At 63.1% G+C, this 23,583-nt stretch carries 20 protein-coding genes; all 20 read left to right on the top strand.

All coding sequences use genetic code 11. The features are described 5' to 3' along the window. Nucleotides 1–201: 201 nt before the first annotated feature. The 20 genes from NKJ81_RS16920 to NKJ81_RS16825 all read left to right on the top strand — a co-directional run bounded on the left by NKJ81_RS16920 (nucleotide 202) and on the right by NKJ81_RS16825 (nucleotide 23,275). Nucleotides 202–1,815 (top strand): extracellular solute-binding protein, encoded by a 1,614-nt coding sequence (locus tag NKJ81_RS16920; RefSeq protein ID WP_352541115.1) that lies wholly within the window; start codon nucleotides 202–204, stop codon nucleotides 1,813–1,815. 79 nt (nucleotides 1,816–1,894) lie between these two features. Beyond that, nucleotides 1,895–2,755, top strand: a complete 861-nt coding sequence (locus NKJ81_RS16915; protein ID WP_352541114.1) for a carbohydrate ABC transporter permease — start codon at nucleotides 1,895–1,897, stop codon at nucleotides 2,753–2,755. Next, nucleotides 2,752–3,711: a carbohydrate ABC transporter permease gene (locus NKJ81_RS16910; RefSeq protein WP_352505504.1), complete on the top strand. Its 960-nt coding sequence runs from the start codon at nucleotides 2,752–2,754 to the stop codon at nucleotides 3,709–3,711. The genes NKJ81_RS16915 and NKJ81_RS16910 overlap by 4 nt, the downstream gene beginning before the upstream one ends. After that, nucleotides 3,711–4,802 carry an ABC transporter ATP-binding protein gene (locus tag NKJ81_RS16905; RefSeq protein ID WP_352541113.1) on the top strand — a complete coding sequence of 364 codons (1,092 nt, stop codon included), beginning with the start codon at nucleotides 3,711–3,713 and terminating at the stop codon, nucleotides 4,800–4,802. Before NKJ81_RS16910 ends, NKJ81_RS16905 begins: the two co-directional genes overlap by 1 nt. Before the next feature lie 4 nt (nucleotides 4,803–4,806). Then, nucleotides 4,807–5,868 carry an ABC transporter ATP-binding protein gene (locus tag NKJ81_RS16900; protein ID WP_352541112.1) on the top strand — a complete coding sequence of 354 codons (1,062 nt, stop codon included), beginning with the start codon at nucleotides 4,807–4,809 and terminating at the stop codon, nucleotides 5,866–5,868. 50 nt (nucleotides 5,869–5,918) lie between these two features. Continuing rightward, a complete protein-coding gene (locus NKJ81_RS16895) occupies nucleotides 5,919–7,007 on the top strand; it encodes a Gfo/Idh/MocA family protein (protein ID WP_352541239.1) in 1,089 nt (362 codons plus the stop codon). 26 nt (nucleotides 7,008–7,033) lie between these two features. After that, nucleotides 7,034–7,948: a sugar phosphate isomerase/epimerase family protein gene (locus NKJ81_RS16890; protein ID WP_352541111.1), complete on the top strand. Its 915-nt coding sequence runs from the start codon at nucleotides 7,034–7,036 to the stop codon at nucleotides 7,946–7,948. Nucleotides 7,949–7,985: 37 nt separating this feature from the next. After that, nucleotides 7,986–8,927, top strand: coding sequence for a sugar ABC transporter substrate-binding protein (locus NKJ81_RS16885; RefSeq protein ID WP_023675781.1), 942 nt, complete (start codon nucleotides 7,986–7,988; stop codon nucleotides 8,925–8,927). A 61-nt stretch (nucleotides 8,928–8,988) separates the two neighbouring features. After that, nucleotides 8,989–9,993 carry an ABC transporter permease gene (locus tag NKJ81_RS16880; RefSeq protein ID WP_352452735.1) on the top strand — a complete coding sequence of 335 codons (1,005 nt, stop codon included), beginning with the start codon at nucleotides 8,989–8,991 and terminating at the stop codon, nucleotides 9,991–9,993. Beyond that, nucleotides 9,990–10,772 (top strand): ATP-binding cassette domain-containing protein, encoded by a 783-nt coding sequence (locus NKJ81_RS16875; RefSeq protein ID WP_352541238.1) that lies wholly within the window; start codon nucleotides 9,990–9,992, stop codon nucleotides 10,770–10,772. The genes NKJ81_RS16880 and NKJ81_RS16875 overlap by 4 nt, the downstream gene beginning before the upstream one ends. Before the next feature lie 34 nt (nucleotides 10,773–10,806). Next, on the top strand, nucleotides 10,807–11,988 hold the full coding sequence (locus tag NKJ81_RS16870) for an aldose 1-epimerase family protein (RefSeq protein WP_352541110.1): 1,182 nt from the start codon (nucleotides 10,807–10,809) through the stop codon (nucleotides 11,986–11,988). 91 nt (nucleotides 11,989–12,079) lie between these two features. Then, a complete protein-coding gene (locus tag NKJ81_RS16865; RefSeq protein ID WP_352541109.1) occupies nucleotides 12,080–13,168 on the top strand; it encodes a fatty acid desaturase family protein in 1,089 nt (362 codons plus the stop codon). 44 nt (nucleotides 13,169–13,212) lie between these two features. After that, on the top strand, nucleotides 13,213–13,527 hold the full coding sequence (locus NKJ81_RS16860) for a MocE family 2Fe-2S type ferredoxin (RefSeq protein WP_352465283.1): 315 nt from the start codon (nucleotides 13,213–13,215) through the stop codon (nucleotides 13,525–13,527). 37 nt (nucleotides 13,528–13,564) lie between these two features. Next, entirely contained in the window at nucleotides 13,565–14,365 is an 801-nt protein-coding gene (locus NKJ81_RS16855) for a 3-methyl-2-oxobutanoate hydroxymethyltransferase (RefSeq protein ID WP_023675787.1), read from the top strand. A 225-nt stretch (nucleotides 14,366–14,590) separates the two neighbouring features. Beyond that, the gene (locus NKJ81_RS16850; RefSeq protein WP_352541108.1) at nucleotides 14,591–16,033 is read left to right on the top strand and encodes a DHA2 family efflux MFS transporter permease subunit; all 1,443 of its coding nucleotides are present in this window, start codon (nucleotides 14,591–14,593) and stop codon (nucleotides 16,031–16,033) included. A 280-nt stretch (nucleotides 16,034–16,313) separates the two neighbouring features. Beyond that, entirely contained in the window at nucleotides 16,314–17,300 is a 987-nt protein-coding gene (locus NKJ81_RS16845; protein ID WP_023675789.1) for an ABC transporter permease, read from the top strand. 57 nt (nucleotides 17,301–17,357) lie between these two features. Further along, nucleotides 17,358–18,383: a sugar ABC transporter substrate-binding protein gene (locus tag NKJ81_RS16840; RefSeq protein ID WP_352541107.1), complete on the top strand. Its 1,026-nt coding sequence runs from the start codon at nucleotides 17,358–17,360 to the stop codon at nucleotides 18,381–18,383. 217 nt (nucleotides 18,384–18,600) lie between these two features. Beyond that, on the top strand, nucleotides 18,601–20,724 hold the full coding sequence (locus tag NKJ81_RS16835; protein WP_352474241.1) for an ABC transporter permease: 2,124 nt from the start codon (nucleotides 18,601–18,603) through the stop codon (nucleotides 20,722–20,724). Then, nucleotides 20,721–21,779 carry a hypothetical protein gene (locus NKJ81_RS16830; RefSeq protein WP_352541106.1) on the top strand — a complete coding sequence of 353 codons (1,059 nt, stop codon included), beginning with the start codon at nucleotides 20,721–20,723 and terminating at the stop codon, nucleotides 21,777–21,779. The genes NKJ81_RS16835 and NKJ81_RS16830 overlap by 4 nt, the downstream gene beginning before the upstream one ends. Beyond that, on the top strand, nucleotides 21,779–23,275 hold the full coding sequence (locus NKJ81_RS16825) for a sugar ABC transporter ATP-binding protein (RefSeq protein ID WP_352541105.1): 1,497 nt from the start codon (nucleotides 21,779–21,781) through the stop codon (nucleotides 23,273–23,275). Before NKJ81_RS16830 ends, NKJ81_RS16825 begins: the two co-directional genes overlap by 1 nt. Nucleotides 23,276–23,583: the final 308 nt, after the last annotated feature.

Here is a 23,583-nt window from a genome sequence, read left to right as displayed (position 1 = left end):
AAGCGGGGAGGTGGGCAGCCGGGCTCCCTCAAATTCAAGCACCGGCTTCAGTATGAGAGCCCTTACAAACGCCATTCTTCCCCTCCCGTGAGATGTTATGATGCATTTTGATTATTTATGATGTTGACAGGCTTCGTATAGTGCCGTCAATATCCATCATAAGGGCCGTGGAGGAAACAAGGCCCTGAGGGAGGAGTTCCAATGTCGAATTTGGTCCGCGTGTCGCGGCGCCGTTTGCTGGCGTCCGGTGGAAAGGCGGCAGTCCTTGTTGCCGCCGCAGGTATTGCACCGAAATTCATTCGCCCGAGCCGTGCCTATGCGGCCGATGCCCTGGCGCCCGGCATGATCGGTGGCCCGACGGGTTTCGACGGTTCGGAGCGCTATCAATATGGTGCCGATACGCCGGAGGGCCGCGCCATCGAGGCGGCCAAGGCGATGAAGGGCGCCGGCAAGGCGCCGGCCAAGATCGTACTTGGCCTGTCCGACGGCTCGATCGGCCAGTTGACCCAGCCGTTTCCGGCCGGCGCGCCGTCGATCAAGGATCTCTGGGAGAAGGAAACCGGCATTCCGTTGGAAATCGTCGGTGTGCCAAACGGCCAGGAATTCACCAAGACGATGCAGGACATCTCCACCAAGGGTGGGGCGTATGACATCTACGCGGTCGAATGGAACCGTCTTGGCGACCTCGCCGAAACCGGCGGCATCCTCAAGCTCGACGACTTCGTCGCGCAATACAAGCCGGAATGGGACGATCCCGAGCGCGGCTATGTCAACGGCGCCAAGGGCGTCTCGCTGCTCAACCAGTATCGCGGCTCGACCTACGGCGTGTCGCTGGATGGCGATTTCCAGACCTGGGTCTACCGCACCGATCTGTTCGGCGACGCAGCCGAGAAGAAGGCTTTCTCCGACAAATACGGCTATGAACTGGCGGCGCCGAAGACCTGGAAGCAGCATGACGAGATCGCGGCTTTCTTCCAGCGCCCGGACAAGGGCCTGTTCGGCTCGACCGATCTGCGCAACCAGGGCTGGGGCTACACCAACTGGTATCAGCGTTATGTCTCAATGGCTTCGCCCAATCAGTTCTTGTTCGACGACACCGGCAAGCCGCTGATCAATTCGGAGCAAGGTATCGCGGCGACCAGCGAGTACATCGCGTCGCTTTCGCACCATTCGCCGGATGCGATCTCCTGGGGCTGGCCGGAGCAGTACGGCAATTTCGCCAAGGGCGGCGCGGCCATGACCTGTGCCTTCTCCAATCTGCCGAAATTCCTCGACAATGCCGGCAATAAGGATTCAGCTGTCACCGGCAAGATCGGCTCGATGCTGCCGCCCGGCCGCGAAATCGACGGCAAGCTGGTCAGCCGGTCGGTGCTGTGGCTCAATCTGTCGGCGTCGGTGTCCTCGCAAGCCAAGAATCCGGAGGCCTGCTACCTGTTCCTGCAGTGGCTGGGCTCAAGCCGCATCTACGCCTGGATGACTGCCAATCCGGGCGGCTACTTCGATCCGTTCCGGCTATCGGATTTCTCGGATCCGCTGGTTCGCCAGACCTACCACGCCTACCACATGGACGTGGTGCGCGAGACGGTCGCCCGCACCGTGCCCACCATCAACTATCCCGGCGCCACCGCCTTCCACAACGCGCTCGACGAGAACCTCGTCGCCGCGCTGACCAAGGCCAAGACAGCCGAGCAGGCGATGGCCGACACCGAGGCCGAGTGGAAGAAGATTGCCCGCCGCACCGGCGAGGAGAAGCTTCTCGAAGCGATCAAGACCAACAAGGAGGCCTGGCCGACCGTCCTCGATCCGATCGCCTGATCCTTCCAAGGATCCTACCAAGAAGGGGAGGAGCGGTCGCTCTTCCCCTCGGCAACGAAGGACCCAGCAAAGCCGCAAGATGAAGCGTTCAGTTCCTTTCGAGATATTCCGCTATGCCGCGATCCTTGCGGCGATGGCGGTGACGCTGGTGCCGATCCTGTGGATGGTGTCGATGGCGTTCAAGCCGATCGCCGAATGGTCGGCGACCGGCGCCGACCTGACATGGTGGCCGAAGAACCCGACACTCAGCAATTTCCGCTTCGTCTTCGGTGAATCGACCAACAATCTGATCGTCGCCCTCGACCGCACAGCTTTGAAGCCGATCCTGTCGTCGCTGCTGTCGGCCACATTCGGTACGGCAATCGCCATGTCGGCGGGCACCGCGGCGGCCTACGGTCTGTCGCGCTTCGGCTCGGGCCAGAACCTGCCGCTGGCGCTGATCCAGCTTCGCCTGTTTCCGCCGATGGCGGTCATGACCCCGGTGATGATCATGTGGGCCTTCCTCAATTTCACCGACAGCTGGTGGGGGCTGTCGTTGATCTACGGCATCGTCACGCTGCCTTTCGCCTTCTGGCTGATGAAGACCTTCTTCGACGACATGCCGCGCGAGATCGAGGAGGCGGCACTGGTCGAGGGCTGTTCGCGGTGGCGCGTCTTCATCCGCATCACGCTGCCGATGATGCGCGCGCCGCTGGCCAGTGCCGCGCTGTTCGTCTTCATCCTCAACTGGTCGGACTATCTGATTGCGCTGCTTCTGACGACGCGCGAATGGGTGACGGTCCCTGTCTACATGGCCTCGCTGTCCTCCTCGATGACCGGCCAACTCTACGGCGCCAAGGCAGCCCTCGGCCTGATAGCCGCAGTGCCGCCTGTCATCATGGGCATCGCCATCCAGCGCCATCTGGTGCGCGGGCTGACCTTCGGGGCGCTCAAGCAATGAGCGCGGTGACTGCGACGATTTCGGAGGGCGACATGCAAGCCTCCAAAGCGGCGTCGGTGCTGCCGGACGAGGGCGCAAAGCTCGGCTTCCGGCTGACGCTGCCGGCGCAGATCCTGGTGCTGTTCATCGCCGTCTTCCCGCTCCTGATGCAGCTCTACATCAGCCTGACCGACTGGTCGCCGCTGTCGGGCACCGGCTGGTGGAACGCCTGGTCGATGTGGAACAGTTTCGCCAACTACACCGACCTTGCCGCCGATGCGCGCTTCTGGAGTGCGCTGAAGCGCACGGCCATCGTCATGATCGTCTGCGTGCCGGCGGAGTTCCTGCTCGGCTTGGCGCTCGCGACACTGTTTGCCGACGAGTTCCCCGGCAAGCGGATCTTCTACTCGATCCTCTTGATGCCGATGATGGTGGTGCCGGCGGTGGCCGGCTACATGTTCTTCATGCTGTTTCAGTCGGGCGGCCCGGTCAACGACATCCTGTCGGCGATCTCAGGCTTTCCCGTCACCATCGCCTGGCTGTCGGACCCGACGCTGGCGCTCATCGCCGTCATGGTCGCCGATATCTGGCAGTGGACGCCGCTGATGTTCCTGATCCTGCTTGCCGGCCTGGTCGGCGTGCCTGAGGACCAGATCAAGGCGGCGACGCTGCTCGGTGCCAACCCTTGGCAGCGATTCATCACCATCGTGCTGCCGAAGATGAAGACGATCATCATCATCGCGCTGGCGATCAGGGTGATCGAGAACTTCAAGATCTTCGACACGCTTTACATCATGACCGGCGGCGGTCCTGGCGTCGCTACCGAAACCATCTCCGTTTACATCTACAAGCTCACCACCCAGGACCTGATCTGGGGCTATGTGGCGGCAATCGCGCTGGCCATATTGATCGTGCTGTCCATCGCCGCGGTGTTTGCCATGAAACGCATGGCTCGGGTACGCGAGGTGGCGGCCTGATGAGCACCATCCATCTGCAGAACCTGGTCAAGAAATTTGGCGATTTCACCGCGCTGAAGACGATGGACCTGGCCATTGCCGACGGCGAGTTCATGGCGCTGCTGGGGCCGTCCGGCTGCGGCAAGTCGACGACGATGAACATGATCGCCGGCATGGAAGAGCCTACCAGCGGCAAGATCCTGTTCGGCGAGCGCGACATGGCCGGCGTGCCGATGGGGCGGCGCGGCGTCGGGTTCGTCTTCCAGAACTATGCGATCTTCACTCATATGAGCGTGCGGCAGAACCTCGCCTACGGGCCGAAAATGCGCGGCGCACCAAAGGCCGAGATCGGCCGCCGTGTCGGCGCCATTGCCGAGATGCTGCAACTGACGCCGCTGCTCGACCGCAAGGCGGACAGGCTGTCGGTCAACATATTGCAGCGAGTGGCGATCGGCCGTTCGGCGATCATGGAGCCGGCGATCTTCCTGCTCGACGAGCCGCTTTCCAATGTCGATGCCGCATTCCGGGCGGTGATGCGGACCGAACTGAAGCAGTTGCAGCGGCAGTTCCGGCAGACCATGGTCTACGTCACCCACGACCAGCTCGAAGCGATGACCATGGCCGACCGCATCGCGGTGATGGACCATGGCGTGCTGCAGCAAGTCGGCACGCCGCTGGAAGTCTACAACGATCCGGCCAATGTCTTCGTCGCCCGCTTCATCGGCGCGCCGGGCATGAACCTGCTCAAGGGCTGGCCGGCGGAAAGCGACCGTGGCCTGGTCGTCGATCTCGGCCCACTCGGCGTGACACCGCCGCTGCCGGTCGAGATCGCCAATGCCGTACGCAGGATGCGCGGCGAGGTGTTTTATGGCTTTCGACCGGAGCAGGTGACGCTGGCTGAAGACGGCCGTGGCCTGTCCATGCCGGTGAGTTTCGTCGAGCGGATCGGCGCGCGCACCATCATCCACCTTGGCGACGGCGAGACTGCGGTGAAGGCGGTGTTCGACAATGATGTCGGGCTGGCGATCGGGCAGACAACCGTCGTCGCACCTGCGGTGGAGGCGGTGCGCGTCTTCGACGCCGTCACCGGCCTCGCCTTGAGAGCGGGCTGAGACCATGGCCGATATCGCCTTCCGCAATGTGACCAAACGCTACGGCAACACGCTCGCCGTCGACGACGCCTCGTTCACTGTCAACGACAATGAGTTCTTCTGCTTCTTCGGGCCGCCGCTGTCGGGCAAGTCGACGATACTCCGTCTGGTGCTCGGGCTGGAAACCCCGGACGCGGGCGAGATCCTGATCGGCGGAAAGCCGGTGAACACAGTGTCGCCGGCCGACCGCAACGTCGCCATGGTGTTCCAGAATTTGGCGCTGTTTCCGCATATGAGCGCGCGCGACAACATCCGCTTTCCGCTGGTCGAACGCCGGGTCGCCGAAGCCGAGATCGAAAAGCGCGTCGCCGACGTCGCGGCCAAGCTGCATATCGGCCATATCCTGCACAAGCCGCCGGCACAGCTTTCAGGCGGCGAGCGGCAGCGCGTGGCGATCGCCCGTGCGCTGGTGCGCGACCCGGCCGCCTATCTGATGGACGACCCGATTTCGGCGCTCGACGCCCGGCTGCGCGAGGAAACGCGGGTCGAGCTGAAGCGCATCCAGCGCGAGCTCGGCAAGACGCTGATCTATGTCACGCACGACCAGGAAGAAGCGATGTCGGTCGCCGACCGAATGGCCATTCTGGAGAACGGCAAGATCAGGCAGATCGGCGCGCCGGCCGAGATCTATGACCGGCCAGCCAGCACCTATGTGGCGCGGCTGCTCGGGTCGCCGATGATGAACATATTGAAGTCGGTGCACGGCGCCGAAGGCGTGGAGGCGGCGGAAGGCACGATCCGCATCGCGGATACCGGCGCCCCGGCCGATGCCGTGGAAATTGGACTCAGGCCGGAAGACATCAAGGTCAAGGCCTGGTCGGAGGGGGGCGCGGGCCGCCCGGCGCGAGTGTTCGAGGTCGAGCCGCTCGGCGGCTACACCGTTGTGACGCTCGCCGCCGGGCAGGCGCGTCTGCGGGCGCTGTTGCGCGGCCAGCCAGACATCAGGCCGGACGCGATGGTGGCGATATCCTGCGAGCCGGGCAGGGTGCATTATTTCGGACAGAGCGGGGGAGCGCTGGCAAGATGACGGCGGCGGCAAGGAACGAGCTTCGGGAGGAACATATGGCAAGCCAAGAAATGGCGGGCAACGGCTTCGAGCCGGACGTTAAAGTCCGCACCAGGGAATACAGGATCGGCTGCGTCGGCGCCGGCATGATCATGGCCGAATGTCACCTTGCCGCCTATAAGGAAGCCGGTTTCCCGGTGGTGGCGATTGCCTCGCGGACCAAGGCCAGCGCCGAGAAGGTCGCCAAACGCTGGGATATCCCAACCGTCCACGACACGCCGGAACAGCTCATCGAGGACAAGAACGTCGAGATCATCGACCTTGCCTTTCCGCCCGACCAGCAGCCGGCGCTGATCCGCCATGCGCTGAAGCAAGCACATATCAAGGCGATCCTGGCGCAGAAGCCATTGGCGCTGTCCCTTGAAGAGGCCGTCAAACTCCGCGACGAGGCGGCCAAGGCCGACAAGATCCTCTCGGTCAACCAGAACATGCGTTACGACCAGTCGATGCGCGTCTTGAAGCAGATCATCGACAGCGGCGCGCTCGGCGACATCGTTTTCGCCCAGATCGACATGCATGCGATCCCGCACTGGCAGAGCTTCCTCGAGGACTATGACCGGCTGACGCTCGCCAATATGAGCGTCCACCATCTCGACGTATTGCGCTTCCTGTTCGGCGATCCCCTGGAGATCACCACCCTGACCCGCAAGGACCCGCGCACCCGCTTCGACCATTCGGACGGCATCACCGTGTCGACGATCAAGTTCCCGTCCGGCGTGCTCGCCGTATCGCTGGAGGATGTCTGGTCCGGGCCGCGCCAGGAGGGCTACAAGGACGACCAGCACATCAATTGGCGCGTCGACGGCACCAAGGGCGTCGCCAAGGGTACCATCGGCTGGCCGACTGGCGCTGCCTCGACGCTGACCTATGCCTCGACCGAGACCACCGGTGGTGAATGGGTGACACCCAGCTGGGACACGATGTGGTTCCCGCATGCTTTTATCGGCGTCATGGAGCAGCTCCAGCACGCGGTCAAGACGGGCGAGCCGCCGGCGCTGTCGGTCGCCGACAACGTCAAGACTATGGCGCTGGTCGAAGCCGGCTATCGTTCGATCGACAAGGGCCGGACAGTCAAACTTTCCGAAATATCAACTGACTGAATTACTTACAGGGAGGACTTCACACCATGATGCAGGCAGGTATTTTCACGGGTTATTTCCCGTATAGCCTCAAGGAAACCGCGCAGAAGATCCGTGCGCTCGATTTCAACACCGTGCAGCTCGACCTGCATTTCAAGGACATAGATCTGTCGGCCGGGCAGATCACCAGGGACAAGGCCAAGACCGTCCGCGATACGTTTCGCGATCACAATCTGCCGATCTGCTGCGTATCGGGCTACACCAACATCATCCATCCGGATATGGGCGAGCGCGAGAGGCGCGTCGGCTATTTGAAGGAGATCATCCGCAACGCACGCCATTTCGGCACCCCTTACGTGATCTCGGAAACCGGTACCTACAACACCGAGTCCGACTGGGTGCATCACCCGAAGAACAAGACCGAGGAAGGTTTTGAGGAATGCCGCAAGGTCATCGCCGACCTTGCCCAGACCGCCTATGACCACGGCGCGGTCTTCCTGCTCGAAACCTATGTCAACAATGTCGTCGGCTCGGTCGAAGAGACGGTGAGGATGTTCGCGCAGGTCGACCACCCAGGCCTCGGCCTGCTGATGGACCCGACCAACTATTTCGAAACGCACAACATCGACAGGATGGACCAGATCCTGAACCAGGTGTTCGACACGTTGACCGACAAGATCAAGATAGCCCACGCCAAGGACGTCAAGCGTTCCGGCGGCGACAAGTCGGAAAAGCACGCAGATATCGGCGACGACGACGCGCTGGAGAGCCACACTTTCCGCGGCGTCGGCGAGATCGAGCTGCCGGCGCCCGGTCTCGGTTCGCTGAACTACGACCTCTATCTCAAGCGGCTGGCCGAAAAGCACCCGAACATCCCGGTCATCATCGAACATCTTTCGGAAGACGACGTGCCGCGCGCCAAGAAATTCCTCGACGGGAAATTCCGCGCCAACGGACTGTGATGGCGCGGTTCGGCTACGAAACAAGGGAGGAAGAGAAATGTTGAAATTCGCGTTGAAAATCGCTGCCGCGGCGACCGTTCTCGCCGGTGTTGCGCTGGGTACGCCGGCGCTGGCGCAGGACGCCCAGAAGACGTTCTATCTGCTGTCGCATGGCGGCCCGTCGGATGCCTTCTGGATCGACTGGAATGCCGGCGCCACCAAGGCCTGCGACCAGCTCAAGGTGACCTGCAAGATCTCGTTCAGCGGTGGCGACATGGCGGCGCAGAAGGAGGCCTTCAACTCCGCACTTGCCGCCAAGCCGGACGGCATCGCCACGACCTCGGCGCAGCCCGGCCTGTGGACCGAGGAGGTCAAGGCAGCGAAGGCGGCCGGTATCCCGATCGTGTTCTTCAACACCGACGATCCGGCAACCGGCCGTCAGGCCTATGTCGGCGCCGACCTTAAGGAAGCCGGTGTCATCTGGGCGAAATATCTGGTCGACCACAAGATGGTGAAGCAGGGCGACAAAGTGTTCCTGCCGGTCGAAGTGCCGGGCGCCAGCTACCAGCAGCTCGAGACCGAAGGCATCGCCAGCGTCTTCGATCCGCTCGGCATCAAATATGATGTGGTCGATTGCGGCACCGATCCGGCCGGCATCATCGCCAAGATGACCGACTACATGGTCGCCAACAACCCGCCGGCAATCATCGCGCTCGGCGATTCCGTCGCGGCCAGCGTCAAGCGGGTGTTCGACGGCGCCGGCGTGCCGGCCGGCAAGATCCCGGTCGTCGGCTGGGGCAATTCGAAGGAAACGGCCGAGTCAGTGAAGTCTGGGTTCATCAACGCGGCTGCCTGGCAGTTCCCATCGGCGCAGGGCTTCATGCCGGTGGCGCTGCTCGGGTTGGCCGCCGCTGGCGAACCGATCGGCTACGACATCCACACGTTCAGTCTCTACGACGCCTCGAGCGTCGAACCGATCCTGAAACTCTACAACAAGTGATTGGAACTGACGCTCGCCGCGCAGGCGGCGGGCGTCACCTTGAGATATGGTCGAAACAGTCATGACAATTGCCGCAGAAGAGGAAATGCCGCGTGCCAAACGCAGGTCGAGCCTGATGCGCTCGCCGCAGTTCTCTTCGCTCGTCATCCTGATTGTCCTGCTGGCGGTGTTCGCGATCGCCGACGCCAATTTCCTGTCGCCGCTCAACATCTCCAACATGATGGCGTTCCTGCCCGAGCTCGGCATCATCGCGCTCGGCATGACGCTGCTTCTGACGGCGGGCGAGTTCGACCTTTCGGTCGGTGCCGTGTTCGGGCTGGCGCCGGTCGTCGTCATGCTGCTGGTGCAGAACGGCGGCTTTGATATTGGCGTCGCGCTGCTGGCCGGCCTGCTGCTCTGCATAGCGATCGGCGCGATCAACGGGCTGATCGTCACCAAGATCGGCATTTCGTCCTTCCTGGTGACGCTGTCGATGTTGCTCGTCGTGCGCGGGGCAGCGCTTTACATCACGCAAGGATTTCCGCTGAAATCCTGGGACCAGCCTGGCTTCTTCGTAACGCTGCTGGCCGGCAGCTTCAATATCGGAACGTTCCGTTTCTATACCTCGCTGTGGTGGTTCATCGGCCTGTCGCTACTGGCGATCTATGTGCTGCGCTACGCCAAGCTCGGCAACTGGATCAGTGCTATCGGCTCGAACCGTAACGCTGCCGTGGCGCGTGGTGTGCCGGCCGATGCGGTCAAGATCTGGCTGTTCATCCTGACCTCGGTGCTTGCCGGTCTCGCCGGCATGATCAGCGCCTTTCGCATCTCTGCCGCCTCGCCGGTGGCCGGCACCGGGTACGAGCTCGAAGTGATCGCCATGGTGGTGGTTGGCGGCACCGCGCTGACCGGTGGACGCGGCACCATTTTAGGCACCATCGTCGGCGCGCTGATGCTGCGCAGCATCCGCAACGGCATCGTGCTGATCGGCGTGCCTGGGCTCGCCTACAACATCTTCGTCGGCGTCATCATCCTTGCCATGCTCATCCTGCACGCTTTGCTGCAGAAGAACGCCGCCAGGAGCTGATCATGGAAGTGCTTCGGCTGCAGAATTTGCAAAAGTCCTTCGGCAGCGTCCGCGCCCTGAAGAGCGCCTCCTTCACGCTCAACGAGGGCGAAGTGGTGGCCTTGCTCGGCGACAACGGCGCCGGGAAATCGACGCTGATCAAGGCGATCTCGGGCGTGTTTCCGGTCGATCGCGGCGAGATCTATGTGCGCGGCCAGAAGGTCTCCATCCGCTCGACGCGCGACGCGATGGATCTCGGCATCGAGACCATCCACCAGGACACCTCGCTGGCGCCCGATCTCAGCATCGCGCGCAATCTTTTCCTCGGCCGCGAACCGGTCAATCTCAAATGGCTGGGCGTGTTCGCGCCGCTCGATCTCGCCAAATTGCGCGATGCCGCCTCGGCGCTTTTGAAGCGCGTCGGCATCTCGAAGAAACTCGACGCCGATGCACTGGTCAGCACGCTGTCGGGCGGCGAGCGCCAATCGATCGCCATTTCGCGTGCCATGCAATTTGCCGCCAAGGTCATCATCCTCGACGAGCCGACCAACAATCTCGGCGTCGAGGAAACGCACGGCGTGCTGCGCTTCGTCAAGGAAGTGCGCGACGCCGGTCACTCGGTGCTTTTGATCACCCACAACATCCATCACGTCTTCCAGGTCGCCGATCGCATCATCGTCATGCGCCGCGGCGAGATCGTCGCCGAGCAGACGGTCGCCGATACCGATCTGCTGACCGTGGAAAGCATCATCACCGGTGCCGACATGTCGGCCCTGCTCAAGGAGACGAGAGCGAAGTGAAGGACGGGAGCAAAGTGAAAGAACTGGCCGTCACATGGTAAAGCTTTACGGCAAGACGCTGTCGCGCCGGCAGGTCTCGGAACGCTCCGGCATGCTGTCGCAGTTCGCCGGCGTGCGGCTGATGACGCTTGGCGACGGCGTCGAGCGCGGCATCCGCATGCTCGAATTCCGCACCGGCTCCGGCCTGCGCTTCACCGCGCTGGTCGACCGGGCGCTCGATATCGCCGATTGCGACTTCAGGGGCCAGGCGATCGGCTGGCACTCGCCGAGCGGTTTTCGCCATCCCGGCCTGCACGAATATGAAGGCGAGGAGGGATTGGCGTGGGCGCGGTCGTTTTCCGGCCTTCTGCTGACCTGCGGCCTCGACCATATATTGTTCATGAACGAAGTACCCGCCGACACCTATAACTACCCGCCGAAGAAGACGGTGCGCCATTCGCTGCACGGCCGTGTCAGCACCATTCCGGCGCGGCTGACCGGCTATGGCGAGACCTGGGACGGCGACCGCTGCGTGTTGTGGGCCGAAGGCATCGTCCAGCAATCGACTGTATTCGGCGAGGATCTGCACCTGCTGCGGCGGATCGAGGCCGATGTCGGCGGCAACGAGATCCGGCTTTCGGACCGTGTCGTCAATCACGGTTTCAACCGTACGCCGCATATGTATTTCTACCACATCAATGTCAGCCATCCGGTACTCGACGAGGGCGCGCGCTACCTGGCGCCGATCCGCGACGTCGTCTGGGCAGGCCATGCCGGCGAGCGCTATGAAGCGCAGAAGGTCGGCTACCGCACGGTGCCGGCGCCGCAACCGGGGTTCAAGGAACAGGTCTGGCAGCACGAACTCGGCGCCGACAGCGCCGGCGAAGTGCCGGTGGCGGTGGTCAACGACAGGCTCGGCCTCGGCTTCGAGGTGGTCACGCGCAAGGACCAATTGCCCTGCGCCTATCAATGGCAGAATTTCCAGGCCGGGCAGTACGCGCTTGGGATCGAGCCGTCGACGCATCATGTGCTGGGAAATCTGGCGGCGCGCGAACGCGGCGAGATGATCTGGCTGGAGCATGGCGAGAGCCGCTCCTACAATGCCGTTTTCCGGGTTCTCGACGGCGCCGGCGAGATCGCCGTCGCCGAGAGCCGGATCGCGGCAATCGCCACGCAGCCGCAGCAGGATTATCCCCAGCCGTCGGGCCATTTTCCTGTTCTTGGAGGCAGGTCGTGATAATGGCGACGACGATACGGGACACCAGTTGGGAGGCTGGTTCCGGCTGGAGCGGGGAGGGCTCGCGGCCGATCGGGAATTGGAGGTCACAATGGCTGGCACGGTAAAGCGCGATTACAGCCTGGTCGGCGAAAGCACGCGCAGGGCGATCGAAACCGGGCTTGCCTCGGCGGAGTGGTACCACACGGATGTTCCCCGCAAGGCGATCAAGGAGTTGATGCAGCGCTCAGACGGCCCGGCGATCCGCGACACGATCATCTGGATCGTCGCCATCCTCGGCTCGGCCGCCGGCGCCATCTATTTCTGGGGTACCTGGTGGTGCGTGCCGTTCTTCTTCGTCTACGGCGTGCTCTACGGCTCGTCCAGCGACTCGCGCTGGCACGAATGCGGCCATGGCACTGCCTTCCGCACGCGCTGGATGAACGATGTCGTCTACCAGATCGCCAGCTTCATGCTGATGCGCAACCCGGTGACCTGGCGCTGGAGCCATGCCCGCCACCACACCGACACCATCATCGTCGGCCGCGACGCCGAGATCGCCGTGATGCGCCCGCCGGACCTTTTGCGTGCGGCGCTGGCTTTCACCGGCATCCTCGATTTTCGCTATTCGCTTCCGGCACTGGTACGCCAGGCGTTCGGCAAGCTGACGCCCGACGAGAAAAGCTACGTTCCCGAGATGGAACAGCACAAGGCCGTCATCGCGGCGCGCTGGCACATCGCCGTCTACATCGCCACGATAGCACTCGCCCTCACCATGCAGTCGTGGGTGCCGGTGGTGCTCATCGGCGTGCCGCGCCTCTACGGCACCTGGCACATGGTGATGACCGGCCTGCTGCAACACATCGGTCTGGCCGACAACGTCGTCGATCACCGGCTCAACACCCGTACCGTGTACATGAACCCGATCAGCCGGTTCATCTACTGGAACATGAACTACCACGTCGAGCACCACATGTTTCCGATGGTGCCCTATCACGCGCTGCCCAGGCTGCATGAATTGATCAAGCACGATCTGCCGGAACCGAACCCGTCGATATGGCATGCCTATCGCGAGGTCTGGCCTGTCCTGCTCAGGCAGCTCAAATACGAGGATTATTTCCTCAAGCGCGAACTGCCGCCAACCGCACGGCCCTATCGTGGCGAATTCCACGAAGTGAACATGTCGGCAGCGGCTGAGTAGGTACTGCGCACCAGCGCAACGCAGAAATTTCGGGAGAAGCAGAGATGGCCGATTGGGTCGAAGCGTGCGCCGTGGACGATGTCGAAGAGGAAGATGTCATCCGCTTCGACCATGGCGGTCGCACCTTCGCGATCTACCGTTCGCCGGACGATGAATTCTTCGCCACCGACGGGTTTTGTACGCATGAGAAGGCGCATCTGGCCGATGGGCTTGTCATGGACGACATCATCGAATGCCCAAAGCACAATGGCCGCTTCAATTACAAGACCGGCCAGGCCAAAGGGGCTCCCGTCTGTGTCAATCTGCAGACCTATGCGGTCAAGGTGGAAGCTGGCAAGGTGATGATCCAGATCGCCTGACCGGCCTTCTGTCACGTAGCAAAGGGAACCAAAATCCATGAGCCGGAAAAGACCGACCGTCGCAGACCTGCGTGCCATGAAGGGCAAGCGGCAGCTGACGATGCTGCGCGTGCTGACGATGGACGAGGCCGAGGCCGCCGAACGCGCCGGCGTCGATATCGTCTCGGTGCCGCCGGAGCTGGTGCTCAATCCGCAATACCGCGATGCGGCACCCAGCCTGTTCACCATGCCGGGCGAGAATTTCTTCGAAATCGGCACCGCCGATGATTTCGTCCGCTGGGCGTTCCGGCTCTACAAGGCCAGCGCCGATGCGGTCTATTGCAGCGCCGGGTACGCCACCATCAAGCGGATGGCCGACGATGCCATTCCGGTGATCGGCCATGTCGGCCTCATCCCGTCACGCGCCACCTGGACGGGCGGCTTCAAGGCTGTCGGCAAGACCGCCGATACCGCCATGCAGGTGTTCGAGGCGGTGAAGCAACTGGAGGCCGCCGGCGCGATCGGCGCCGAGATCGAGGTGGTGCCGGTCGAGGTGGCCAAGGCGATTTCGGAACGCACGTCGCTGATCATGCTGTCGATGGGAGCGGGCACCGGCTGTGACGCGCAGTATCTGTTCGCCGACGACATTCTTGGCCAGAACCGTGGCCACATGCCGCGCCATTCCAAGGTCTATCGCAATTTCGCCGCCGAATACGATCGCCTGCAGGCCGAACGCATCGCCGCCTTTTCCGAATATGTCGCCGATGTGAACAGCCTGGCGTATCCCGAAGACAGGCACGTCGTGCACATGGACCCGGACCAGCTCAGCCTGTTCCTGGAGAAGATCGAAGCCGCATGAGATACGCCGGCTGCGGCACGAAGCATCATCGCGGATCGTAAAAGGCCGGTTCGGCGCCAGGGCCAGGTCATCGCATGGCGGCTGCGATGCCACACGAAAGTTTGTTGGTCCAGGTCTGGACGGCACCGGCCGGATGCTGTTGAAACCGGTGGGTCATCGGTTTGCCGGACAATTGTGCGGTTGCCGATGGAGCGGGTGAAAATTCCCCTTCGGACAGTTCTTTGCATGACCGCCATTCCCGAAAACAAAGCCTTGCCCGAAACCGCGCCGGCGGCGCGGCAAGCCCGGCGGGTGGCGCTGATCGTCGCCGTCGCCTTCTTCATGCAGCTTCTGGATTCGACCATCATCTCGACATCGCTGCCGCAGATGGGAGAATCCTTCGGCGTGCCGGCGGTGGCGATGAGCATCGGCATCACCGTCTATATGCTGACCATGGCGGTGTTCGTGCCGCTGTCCGGCTGGCTTGCCGACCGTTTTGGCGCGCGCAACATCTTCCTCGTGGCCATCGCCCTGTTCACGCTGGCCTCGCTCGTTTGCGGCATCTCACAGAACCTGGCCGAGTTCGTCGCCGCACGCGCGGTTCAGGGCCTGGGCAGCGCGCTGATGACGCCGGTCGGCCGCATCCTGGTGCTGCGCAACGCGCCGAAATCCGAGCTTCTCAACGCCACGGCGCTGATCACCTGGCCGGCGCTGTTTGCGCCGGTGGTCGGGCCGGTGCTTGGCGGCTTCATCACCACTTATCTCTCCTGGCACTGGAATCTCTTCATCAACATCCCGCTTGGCGTTGCCGGTTTGGCACTGGTCGCCCGCTTCATTCCCGGCGACCGCGAAGCCGGAGCCAAGCCGCTCGACTGGCCGGGCTTCCTGCTGACCTCGGTGGGGCTCGCCGCGATGCTCTATGGCCTCGAGCGCATCGCGCATCCGGAAGAGGGTGTGTTGACGACCGTGGCACTGCTCGGCACGGGCATTTTGGTCGGCTGGCTGGCGGTGCGGCATCTGCAACGCGCCAACCATCCGCTGCTCGACCTCACAGCTTTCAAGGTGCAGACCTTTGCCATCTCGACGCTGTCGGCCGGCACGATCTTCCGCATCGCCATCAACGCCACGCCGTTCCTGCTGCCGCTTTTGTTCCAGGTCGGCTTTGGCCTGAGCCCGGTCGATGCCGGCATGATGATCCTGGCCTATTTCCTCGGCAATCTCGGCATGAAGGCGGTGACGACGCCGACACTGAGGCGCTTCGGCTTCCGTCCGGTGCTGATCGTCAACGGGGTGATCGCCTCTCTGTCGATCATGGCCTGCGCGGTGCTTTCGCCGCAGACGCCGCAAGCGTTGGTGGTGGCGCTGATGCTGATCGCCGGCCTTTCGCGATCGATGCAGTTCACCGCGCTCAACACACTGGCCTTCGCCGATGTGGCCTCACCGCAGCGCAGCTCGGCGGCGACGTTGTCCAGCATGCTGCAGCAGGTGGCGATGCTGTTCGGCGTAGCGGTCGCCGCGGCACTGCTCAACCTGTCGCAGATCGCCAGGGGCGCTGCGGCGCTCGATCTCGTCGACTTCCGACTTGCCTTCGTGGCGATCGGCGCAATCGGGCTCGTCGCCTCGTGTCGCTTCCTGGCGTTGCCGAAGGCTGCCGGCGCCGAGGTCTCGGGCCATGTTTTGCGGATTTGACGCAGGAATCCAGCGGCAATCGCGGACATAAATTATGCCTGCTTCGATCGTTCCGGAGCAAACCTTTGCCGGCGCTTCGATCGGCGCGATCAATTGCAAAACAGCTTGAGTTCCCGGCATTGCGCCAGCCTCGCCAATCGGTGCATCCAAGCGCGGAATTTCCTCGCAAGCCGGCCTGCAATGCACGGATTCATTTGACGAATTGGTCTTGAGCCGATTAGCTTTCGTTCCGATGGCCGCAGAGGGAGCAGGGCGTAGCCATCGCGGGTGAAAGCGGGCAATGAACGCGACCGGCTGGCTAAACTGGAGAAGCCTGAATCAGGAGGGCATTGTCTTTGCCATCGCGGTTGTGCTGTTCATTGCCGCCGCGATCGGACTGCCCGGGTTTATCAATTCGAACAATCTCGTTGCCATCGTGCGCTCGGTCTCGGTGCTGGGCATATTGGCGCTCGGCATGGCGGTCGTCATCATCGGCAGGGGCATCGACCTGTCGGCGGTGGCGATCATGGCGATGTCGGTCGCGTGGTATCTGCAATTGCTGAATTCGGGGACATCCGACGGGCTGGCCTTCGCCTATGTGCTCGCCGGTGTTCTCGCCATCGGGCTGTTGAACGGAATCCTGGTCGCCTACGCCGAGGTCCCGGCGATCTTCGTGACGCTGGCGACCGCGTCCTTCGTCTTCGGCTATGTGCGTTCACAATTGATCACGCAGGACGCCGTGCCGGTGCCGCCCGGCCATTGGGTCGAGCTTCTGGGCGGGCTGCGTTTCCTCGACATCCCCGTCGAGGTGTTTGTCTTCGCCGGGCTGGCTTTCGCCTTCTTCCTGTTCCTGCGCTACACCAAATGGGGCCGCTACGTCTATTTCGCCGGCGACAACCCGGTCGCGGCGCGCAATATCGGCATTCCAGTGCGCCCGATGCTGGTGCTGCGCTACGTGCTGTCGGCCCTGGTCTCGCTGGTTGCCGGCCTGCTCACTGCGGCCAGCCTGCATTCGATCAACACCCGCATCGTCAATTCCACGCTGCTCTACGACATCGTGCTGGTTGCGGTGATCGGCGGCATCGGTCTGTCTGGCGGGCGGGGCGGGGTGCGCAACGTGCTGGTGGGTGCCGCGCTGATCGGCATCCTGCTCAACGCCATGACCATCATCGACATTCCGCTGCTCTATCAGAACCTGATCAAGGCCGCGATCCTGCTGGCGGCGATCATCGTTGATGGGTTCATCAATCCGCGCGATGAGCAGACCGCGCAGCAAGGCGACATTTAGATTGACGCGAACGGTTGGGGCCGGCCGCGAACGACATACCAAACCAGAGGATGTGACATGAAAATCATCAGGACATTTATGGCTGCCGCGGCAGCGCTTGCCGTCTCCGCCTTCGTGGCGCCAGGCTTCGCCGCCGAAGATCCGGGTCCGGCCGCCTATTCGCAAGCACTCAAGGGCAAGCGTGTGATGCTGGTGCCGATGGCGATGGGCTTCGACCTGGCACAGGGCTGGGCGCATTACCTGAAGACGGAGGTCGAGGCCTGGGGCGGCGTGTTCGAGACGCGTGATCCGAACTGGGTGGTCGATGCCGGCGCGCAGGCGATAACCGACGCAATCTCGTCGGACGCCAGGCCGGACGTGCTGATCATCCATTCGCCGGACCTCAATTCCTATGCCAAGCTGATGAAGAAGGCGCAGGCGGCCGGCACCTATGTGCTTTTGGTCGACAATCCGGCGAACTTCCCGGCCGATGCCTTTGTCGGCAGCGACTGGGATCGGCTCGGCCAGCTGGAAGCCGAAGCGGCGATCAAGGGTTGTGGGCCGAACTCCTCCAAGAAGATCGGGCTGGTGCAGGGCGACCAGGCCAACTCATCGAGCCTCTACCAGTATGCCGGCATCATGAAGGTGCTGGACAAGAACCCCGACTTCAAGGTCGTGGCCAAGCCGGACTCCAACTGGGATGCGACGACCTCGCGCAACGTGACGACGACAATGCTGCAGCAGAACCCCGACATCTGCGCCATCATCGATTTCTGGGACGGTGACGCGACCGGCGCATCGGCTGCGATCCGCGATGCCAAGCTCGAGGGCAAGGTGTTCCTGGTCACCACCGGTGGCGGCGAGAAAACCGCCGACTGCGACAAGCTGCAGGACGGCACCTATGGCGCGGTGGTGATGACCGACCTTGCCCGCCAGTCGGGTGACATGAACGCCGTCATAAAATTCCTGTTGCAGAGCGGCCAGCCGGCCGGCACCTCGCACACCTACATCTACACGCTGGAGAAGGCGACGACCAAGGCCGACCTCAAGCCGGACAGCTGCTGGGATTTGAAAGCACTGCAAGCCGAAGCTGCGGCCAAGTAGGCCGGCTTTCCTGAGCTTCGCGCTGCCCCTCATCCGCCTGCCGGCACCTTCTCCCCGTATAGTGACGGAGAGAAGGGATACGCTCCAACGCTGGCGACCCCCTCTCCCCGTCTCTATACGGGGAGAGGGTAAGGGTGAGGGGCAGCGCAAACCTGAGGCGATTGTTCTGCGGATAGCCCGGCCCCTTTTTCCCTTTTCTCTCGAATAGCAGCAACCGATGTCCTTTCGCGAACGCCTCCAGTCCTGGCGCTACAATCTCGTGCCCGACCATCTCGTCGGCGAGATATTGAGCAAACGCTGGACCGACAACGCCATTCCGTTCCTGGCGCTGGTGGCGACGCTCGGTGTGTTCGGTTCAATCATTCCCGGCTTCTTCAAGCCGATGTCGCTGCAGGAATCGACCCGCCAGCTCGGCGAGTTCTCGCTGGTCGTCACCGGCATGACGGTGGTCATGCTTGGCGGCGGCATCGACCTTTCGGTCGGCTCGATCTTCGCGCTGTCCTGCTTTTCCGCCGTCTTCGTCTTCTTCATCCTCGAACAATCGGTGTGGCTGGCGCTGGCCGCCTCGATCGCCACCGGCCTGCTGTTCGGCGCGATCAACGGTTACCTGATCGGCTATTTCAGGCTGCGCGCTTTCCTGACGACACTGGTCACCTTCATCTTCGGGCGGGCGCTGTTCGACATACTGGTCACCACCTATGCGGCCGACGTCCAGCTTTCCGATGCCACATCGGATGTGCTGGACTTCATCGGCGACGATACCTTCTGGGGCCTGTCGGTTGCGGTGTGGGCGGCGATTATCCTGGCGATTATTACGCATGTCGCGCTGACGCGCTCGCGGCCCGGCTGGCATGTGCAGGCGGTGGGCGGGTCGCGGCGATCGGCTCACAATGCCGGCATCCGCGTACGCCGCACCGTGTTCATGACTTATGTGTTCTCCGGCTTCTGCGCCTCGCTAGGCGGCTTCCTCATCGCCTGCCGGCTGAGCGGGGCAGGGCCGGGCACAGGCCTCAACCTCGAGGTCATGGCACTGACAGCGGCGGTCGTCGGCGGCGTCAGCCTGGGCGGCGGTCGCGGTTCGGTGATCAAGGGGCTGATGGGCGCGATCATCGTGCTGACGATGACCAACGGCCTGATCCGGCTGGGCTATGGCACCGGCACCAACCAGATGGTGCTGGGCATCATGCTGGCCGTCGCCGTCACCATCGACATTCGCTGGCTGAAGAACCGCCACAAGGTTCTGGACGAGGTCTATGTCGCACCGGTCTATCTGAAAATGGGCGCAACGCAGTCGGCCGCACCGGGCTCCGGCACGCCTTACGAGCTCGACAACCGGCTGTCTGGGGCTGACCATATCGGGCTCGGCGAGCTGGAAGGGCCGGAAGACGTCATCCTCGACCGCGACGACAATCTCTATTGCGGCACCAGGCATGGCGAGATCGTCCGCTTCTTCGCGCCGGACTACAAACGCTCGGAGGTCTTTGCCCATATTGGCGGCTTTCCACTCGGCCTGGCCTTCGACAAGACAGGCAATCTGATCAGCTGTGTTGGCGCGATGGGCCTCTATTCGGTCTCGCCGCAGCGCGAGGTGAAGCGGCTTTCGGCGGAAACGTCGCGCTCCTGGACCTCGATCGTCGACGATGCGCGGCTGCGCGACCCCAATGATTGCGACATCGCGCCGGACGGCCGCATCTACTTCACCGATTCCACCAAGCGCTATGACGCGCACGACTGGGCGCTGGACTCGATCGAGAACCGCGCCACCGGGCGGCTGCTCGTCTATGACCCGAAGGACGGTTCGACCAAGACATTGCTCGACGGCTACCGTTACACCAACGGCGTCTGCATGGCGCATGACGGCAAGTCGCTGTTCTTCGCCGAGAGCTGGGCCTGCCGCGTGCATCGATATTGGCTGGAAGGGCCGAAGGCGGGCGTTGCCGAATGCGTCATCCGCGACATGCCTGGCTACCCCGACAACATCAACCGTGCCTCCGACGGCAATTACTGGATGGCCTGGCTCGGCATGCGCACGCCGAGCTTCGACCTGTCGCTGCGCCATCCCGACATGCGCAAGCGCATGACGCGCCGGCTGCCGCAGGACGAATGGCTGTTCCCCAACATCAACACCGGTGGCGTGGTGAAATTCAACGAGAAGGGCGGCATCGTCGAGGCGATGGGCGACCTGTCGGGCGCCGCGCATCCGATGGTGACTTCGATGCGCGAGCACAAGGGTTTTCTGTTCGTCGGCGGCATCCTCAACAACCGCATCGGCCGCTACCGGATTGCCGGCGCCGACCCGAACTGGACCAGCCCCGCTTCCTACTGGGGTGCCAAGCCATGATGCTGGACCCGATCCTCGACATCTTCCGCGGCAAGGCAGTGACCATCCCGCCGCTCGACGGTGCCTTCAGGCCGAACACGCTGCTGGACGATGTTGCGGCCTTCGCCGAACTGCCCGAGCCCGACAATCTGCTGGTCGCCGACGGCCGGCTGCTGGCGTCCAGCGGCAATGCCCTCTACGCGCTCGCCGCCGGTGGCGCGCCTGTTCTGGTCGAGACATTTCCGGCCGCCGTCACCGCGCTCGCGCGCTCGCCCGCCGGCGAACTGACGGTCGGGCTCGAAAGCGGCAGGCTGCTGATTGCAGGCAAGGAGGCCGCCCTGCCGGCCGAGATCCGCTGCATAACAGCACTCGCCTACGCGGAAGACGGCACGCTTTGGCTGGCCAATGGCTCGGCCGAACACGCGCCGTCGGAATGGGCCGCCGATCTGATGAAGAAGGGTGCGTCGGGTTCGCTGTGGAAGCGCGATCCGGCAGGCAGCGAATTCCGCAAGCTCGCCGGTGACATCGCCTTTCCCTATGGGCTGCATCCAACCGGCAAGGACGTGTTGGTCGGCGAGAGCTGGCGGCACCAACTCGTCCGCTTCGACGGCGCGACTGGCAGCCGCTCGACGGTGCTGGCGCATCTGCCCGGCTATCCCGCGCGGCTGTCGCCCGCCGCCGATGGCGGTGCCTGGCTGGCGCTGTTTGCGCCCCGCAACCGTCTGATCGAATTCGTGCTGCAGGAAACGCACTATCGGAACGACATGCTGGCGCAAGTGTCGCCGCAACACTGGATCGCGCCGGCGCTCGCCTCCAACCGCAGCTTCCTCGAGCCGCTGCAATGCGGCGGCATCCGCACTATGGGCATCCACAAGCCGTGGTCGCCGAGCCGCTCTTACGGGCTGGTGGTCAGGCTCGATCGGGAGATGCGGCCGCAATTCAGCCTGCACAGCCGTGCCAACGGCACGCGCCACGGCATCTGCAGCGTGGCGGAGACAGACGGTCGCCTGTTCATTGCCTCGAAAGGCGGCGATTGCCTGCTGGCCATCGACCTGACTTCAGGAGGGCATCGCTGATGGAACCGATCGTCCGCCTGGAGAACGTGACCAAGACCTATCGCGGCGTGCCCGCGGTGAAGAATGTCAGCTTCGAACTGCGCAATGGCGAGATCCACGCGCTGCTCGGCGAGAACGGTGCCGGAAAATCGACGCTGACCAAGATCATCGCCGGCGTTGTCGACGCGACATCGGGAAAGATGTTCCACAAGGGTCAGGAGATCGCCTACGCCTCGCCGCATGCGGCACTTGAAGCCGGCATCGCCATGGTGTTCCAGGAAACCAGCCTGGTGCCGTCGATGACGGTGGCGCAGAACCTCTATCTCGGCACGGAGAGCTTTCTCAACCGGCTGCGCGGCACCTACATCTCGGCGCAGCAGTTCCTGCAGTCGCTGAATTTTCCCGTCGACCCCAATGCCATGGTGGCGACGCTGGGCGCGGCCAAGCGGCAGATGGTCGAGATCGCGCGCGCCGTCCACCACAATGCCGAGATCATCATCTTCGACGAGCCGACGGCGACGCTGACGCCGGAGGAAAAGCGGCACTTCTTCGCGCTGATCCGCCGGCTCAAGGCAAGGGGCGTGTCGATCGTCTTCATCAGCCATGCGCTCGAAGAGGCACTTGATATCGCCGACCGCATCACCATCCTGCGCGACGGCGAGCTGGTGATCACCGACGATACCGCCGCTTTCGATCGCGACAGAATCGTCGCCGCCATGGTCGGGCGGACGCTTTCGGGACAGCTCTACAGCCAGCGCGACGAGGCCAAGCTGCGCAGGGCCGGCAGGAAGGTGCTGTCGGTACAGGACATCTCGATGAGCAATGTCGTGCGCAACAATTCCTTCTCGATCTTCGAGGGCCAGATTACAGGGGTGTTCGGGCTGATCGGCTCGGGCCGCACCGAGACATTCAAGATCGTCTCCGGCATCTACAAGCGCGATTTCCTGCGCGGCGGCACCATCGAGCTGGACGACCGGCCGGTGCGCTATCTCGTGCCGAGCGAGGCGGTGGCGGACGGCATCGTCTACGTCACCGAAGACCGCAAGAGCGAGGGGATATTCGAAACGATGGACGTCGCCGAGAACCTGTTCGGCGGCTTTTTGGCGGCGGGGCGGGAAAAGGGCTGGGTAATCAACGCGCAGGAGATGCGGGCGCTGTCGGCCGAATGGACCAGGACGCTGAACGTCAAGGCGATCAACGACAATGCCCGCGTGGTCGAGCTTTCCGGAGGCAACCAGCAGAAGGTGGTGATCGGCAAGGGGCTGGTGCAAAAGCCGCGCATCGTCATCTTCGACGAGCCGACGCGCGGCGTCGATGTCGGCGCCATCGCCGAGATCCACCAGATCATCAACCGGCTGGCCGACGAGGGCCTGGCCGTCGTCGTCATCTCGTCCTACCTGCCGGAGATCATGAACCTGTCCGACCGCATCCTGGTCTGCCGGCAAGGCCGCATCGTCGAGGAGTTCTCGCCTGCCGAGGCGACGGAGGAGAAGATCATGTACGCTGCGGTGCATTAGGTTCCCGGGCGCGGAAGGTTGACATTTGGACGGTTTTTGCGCCGGCGGATCGTACACTTTGGAGATTGGCCGAGGCGCCCGTCGTTTCGTCATCCTGGGGCGAAGCAAGGAGCGAAGCGACGCGGCGCAGATCCCAGGATCCATGCCGCTACATCAGAGCGCTGCAGCGGTGCAACATCCTGCTCCGCTGCACCCTTCGGCTAAGGTCACGGCATGATGGGGTGGACGGCGCCCGACGGCATCGGATGTGCCAGAATGAGTTCGTTGAGATCTCAAACAAGGGAGCCGTCCGTGGAACACCTTATCCG

Source organism: Mesorhizobium sp. M0018, from assembly GCF_040323955.1.
Taxonomy (GTDB): Bacteria; Pseudomonadota; Alphaproteobacteria; order Rhizobiales; family Rhizobiaceae; genus Mesorhizobium.
Note: the sequence above shows the minus strand (reverse complement) of the source record. Positions and strands in the feature narration are given on the sequence as shown.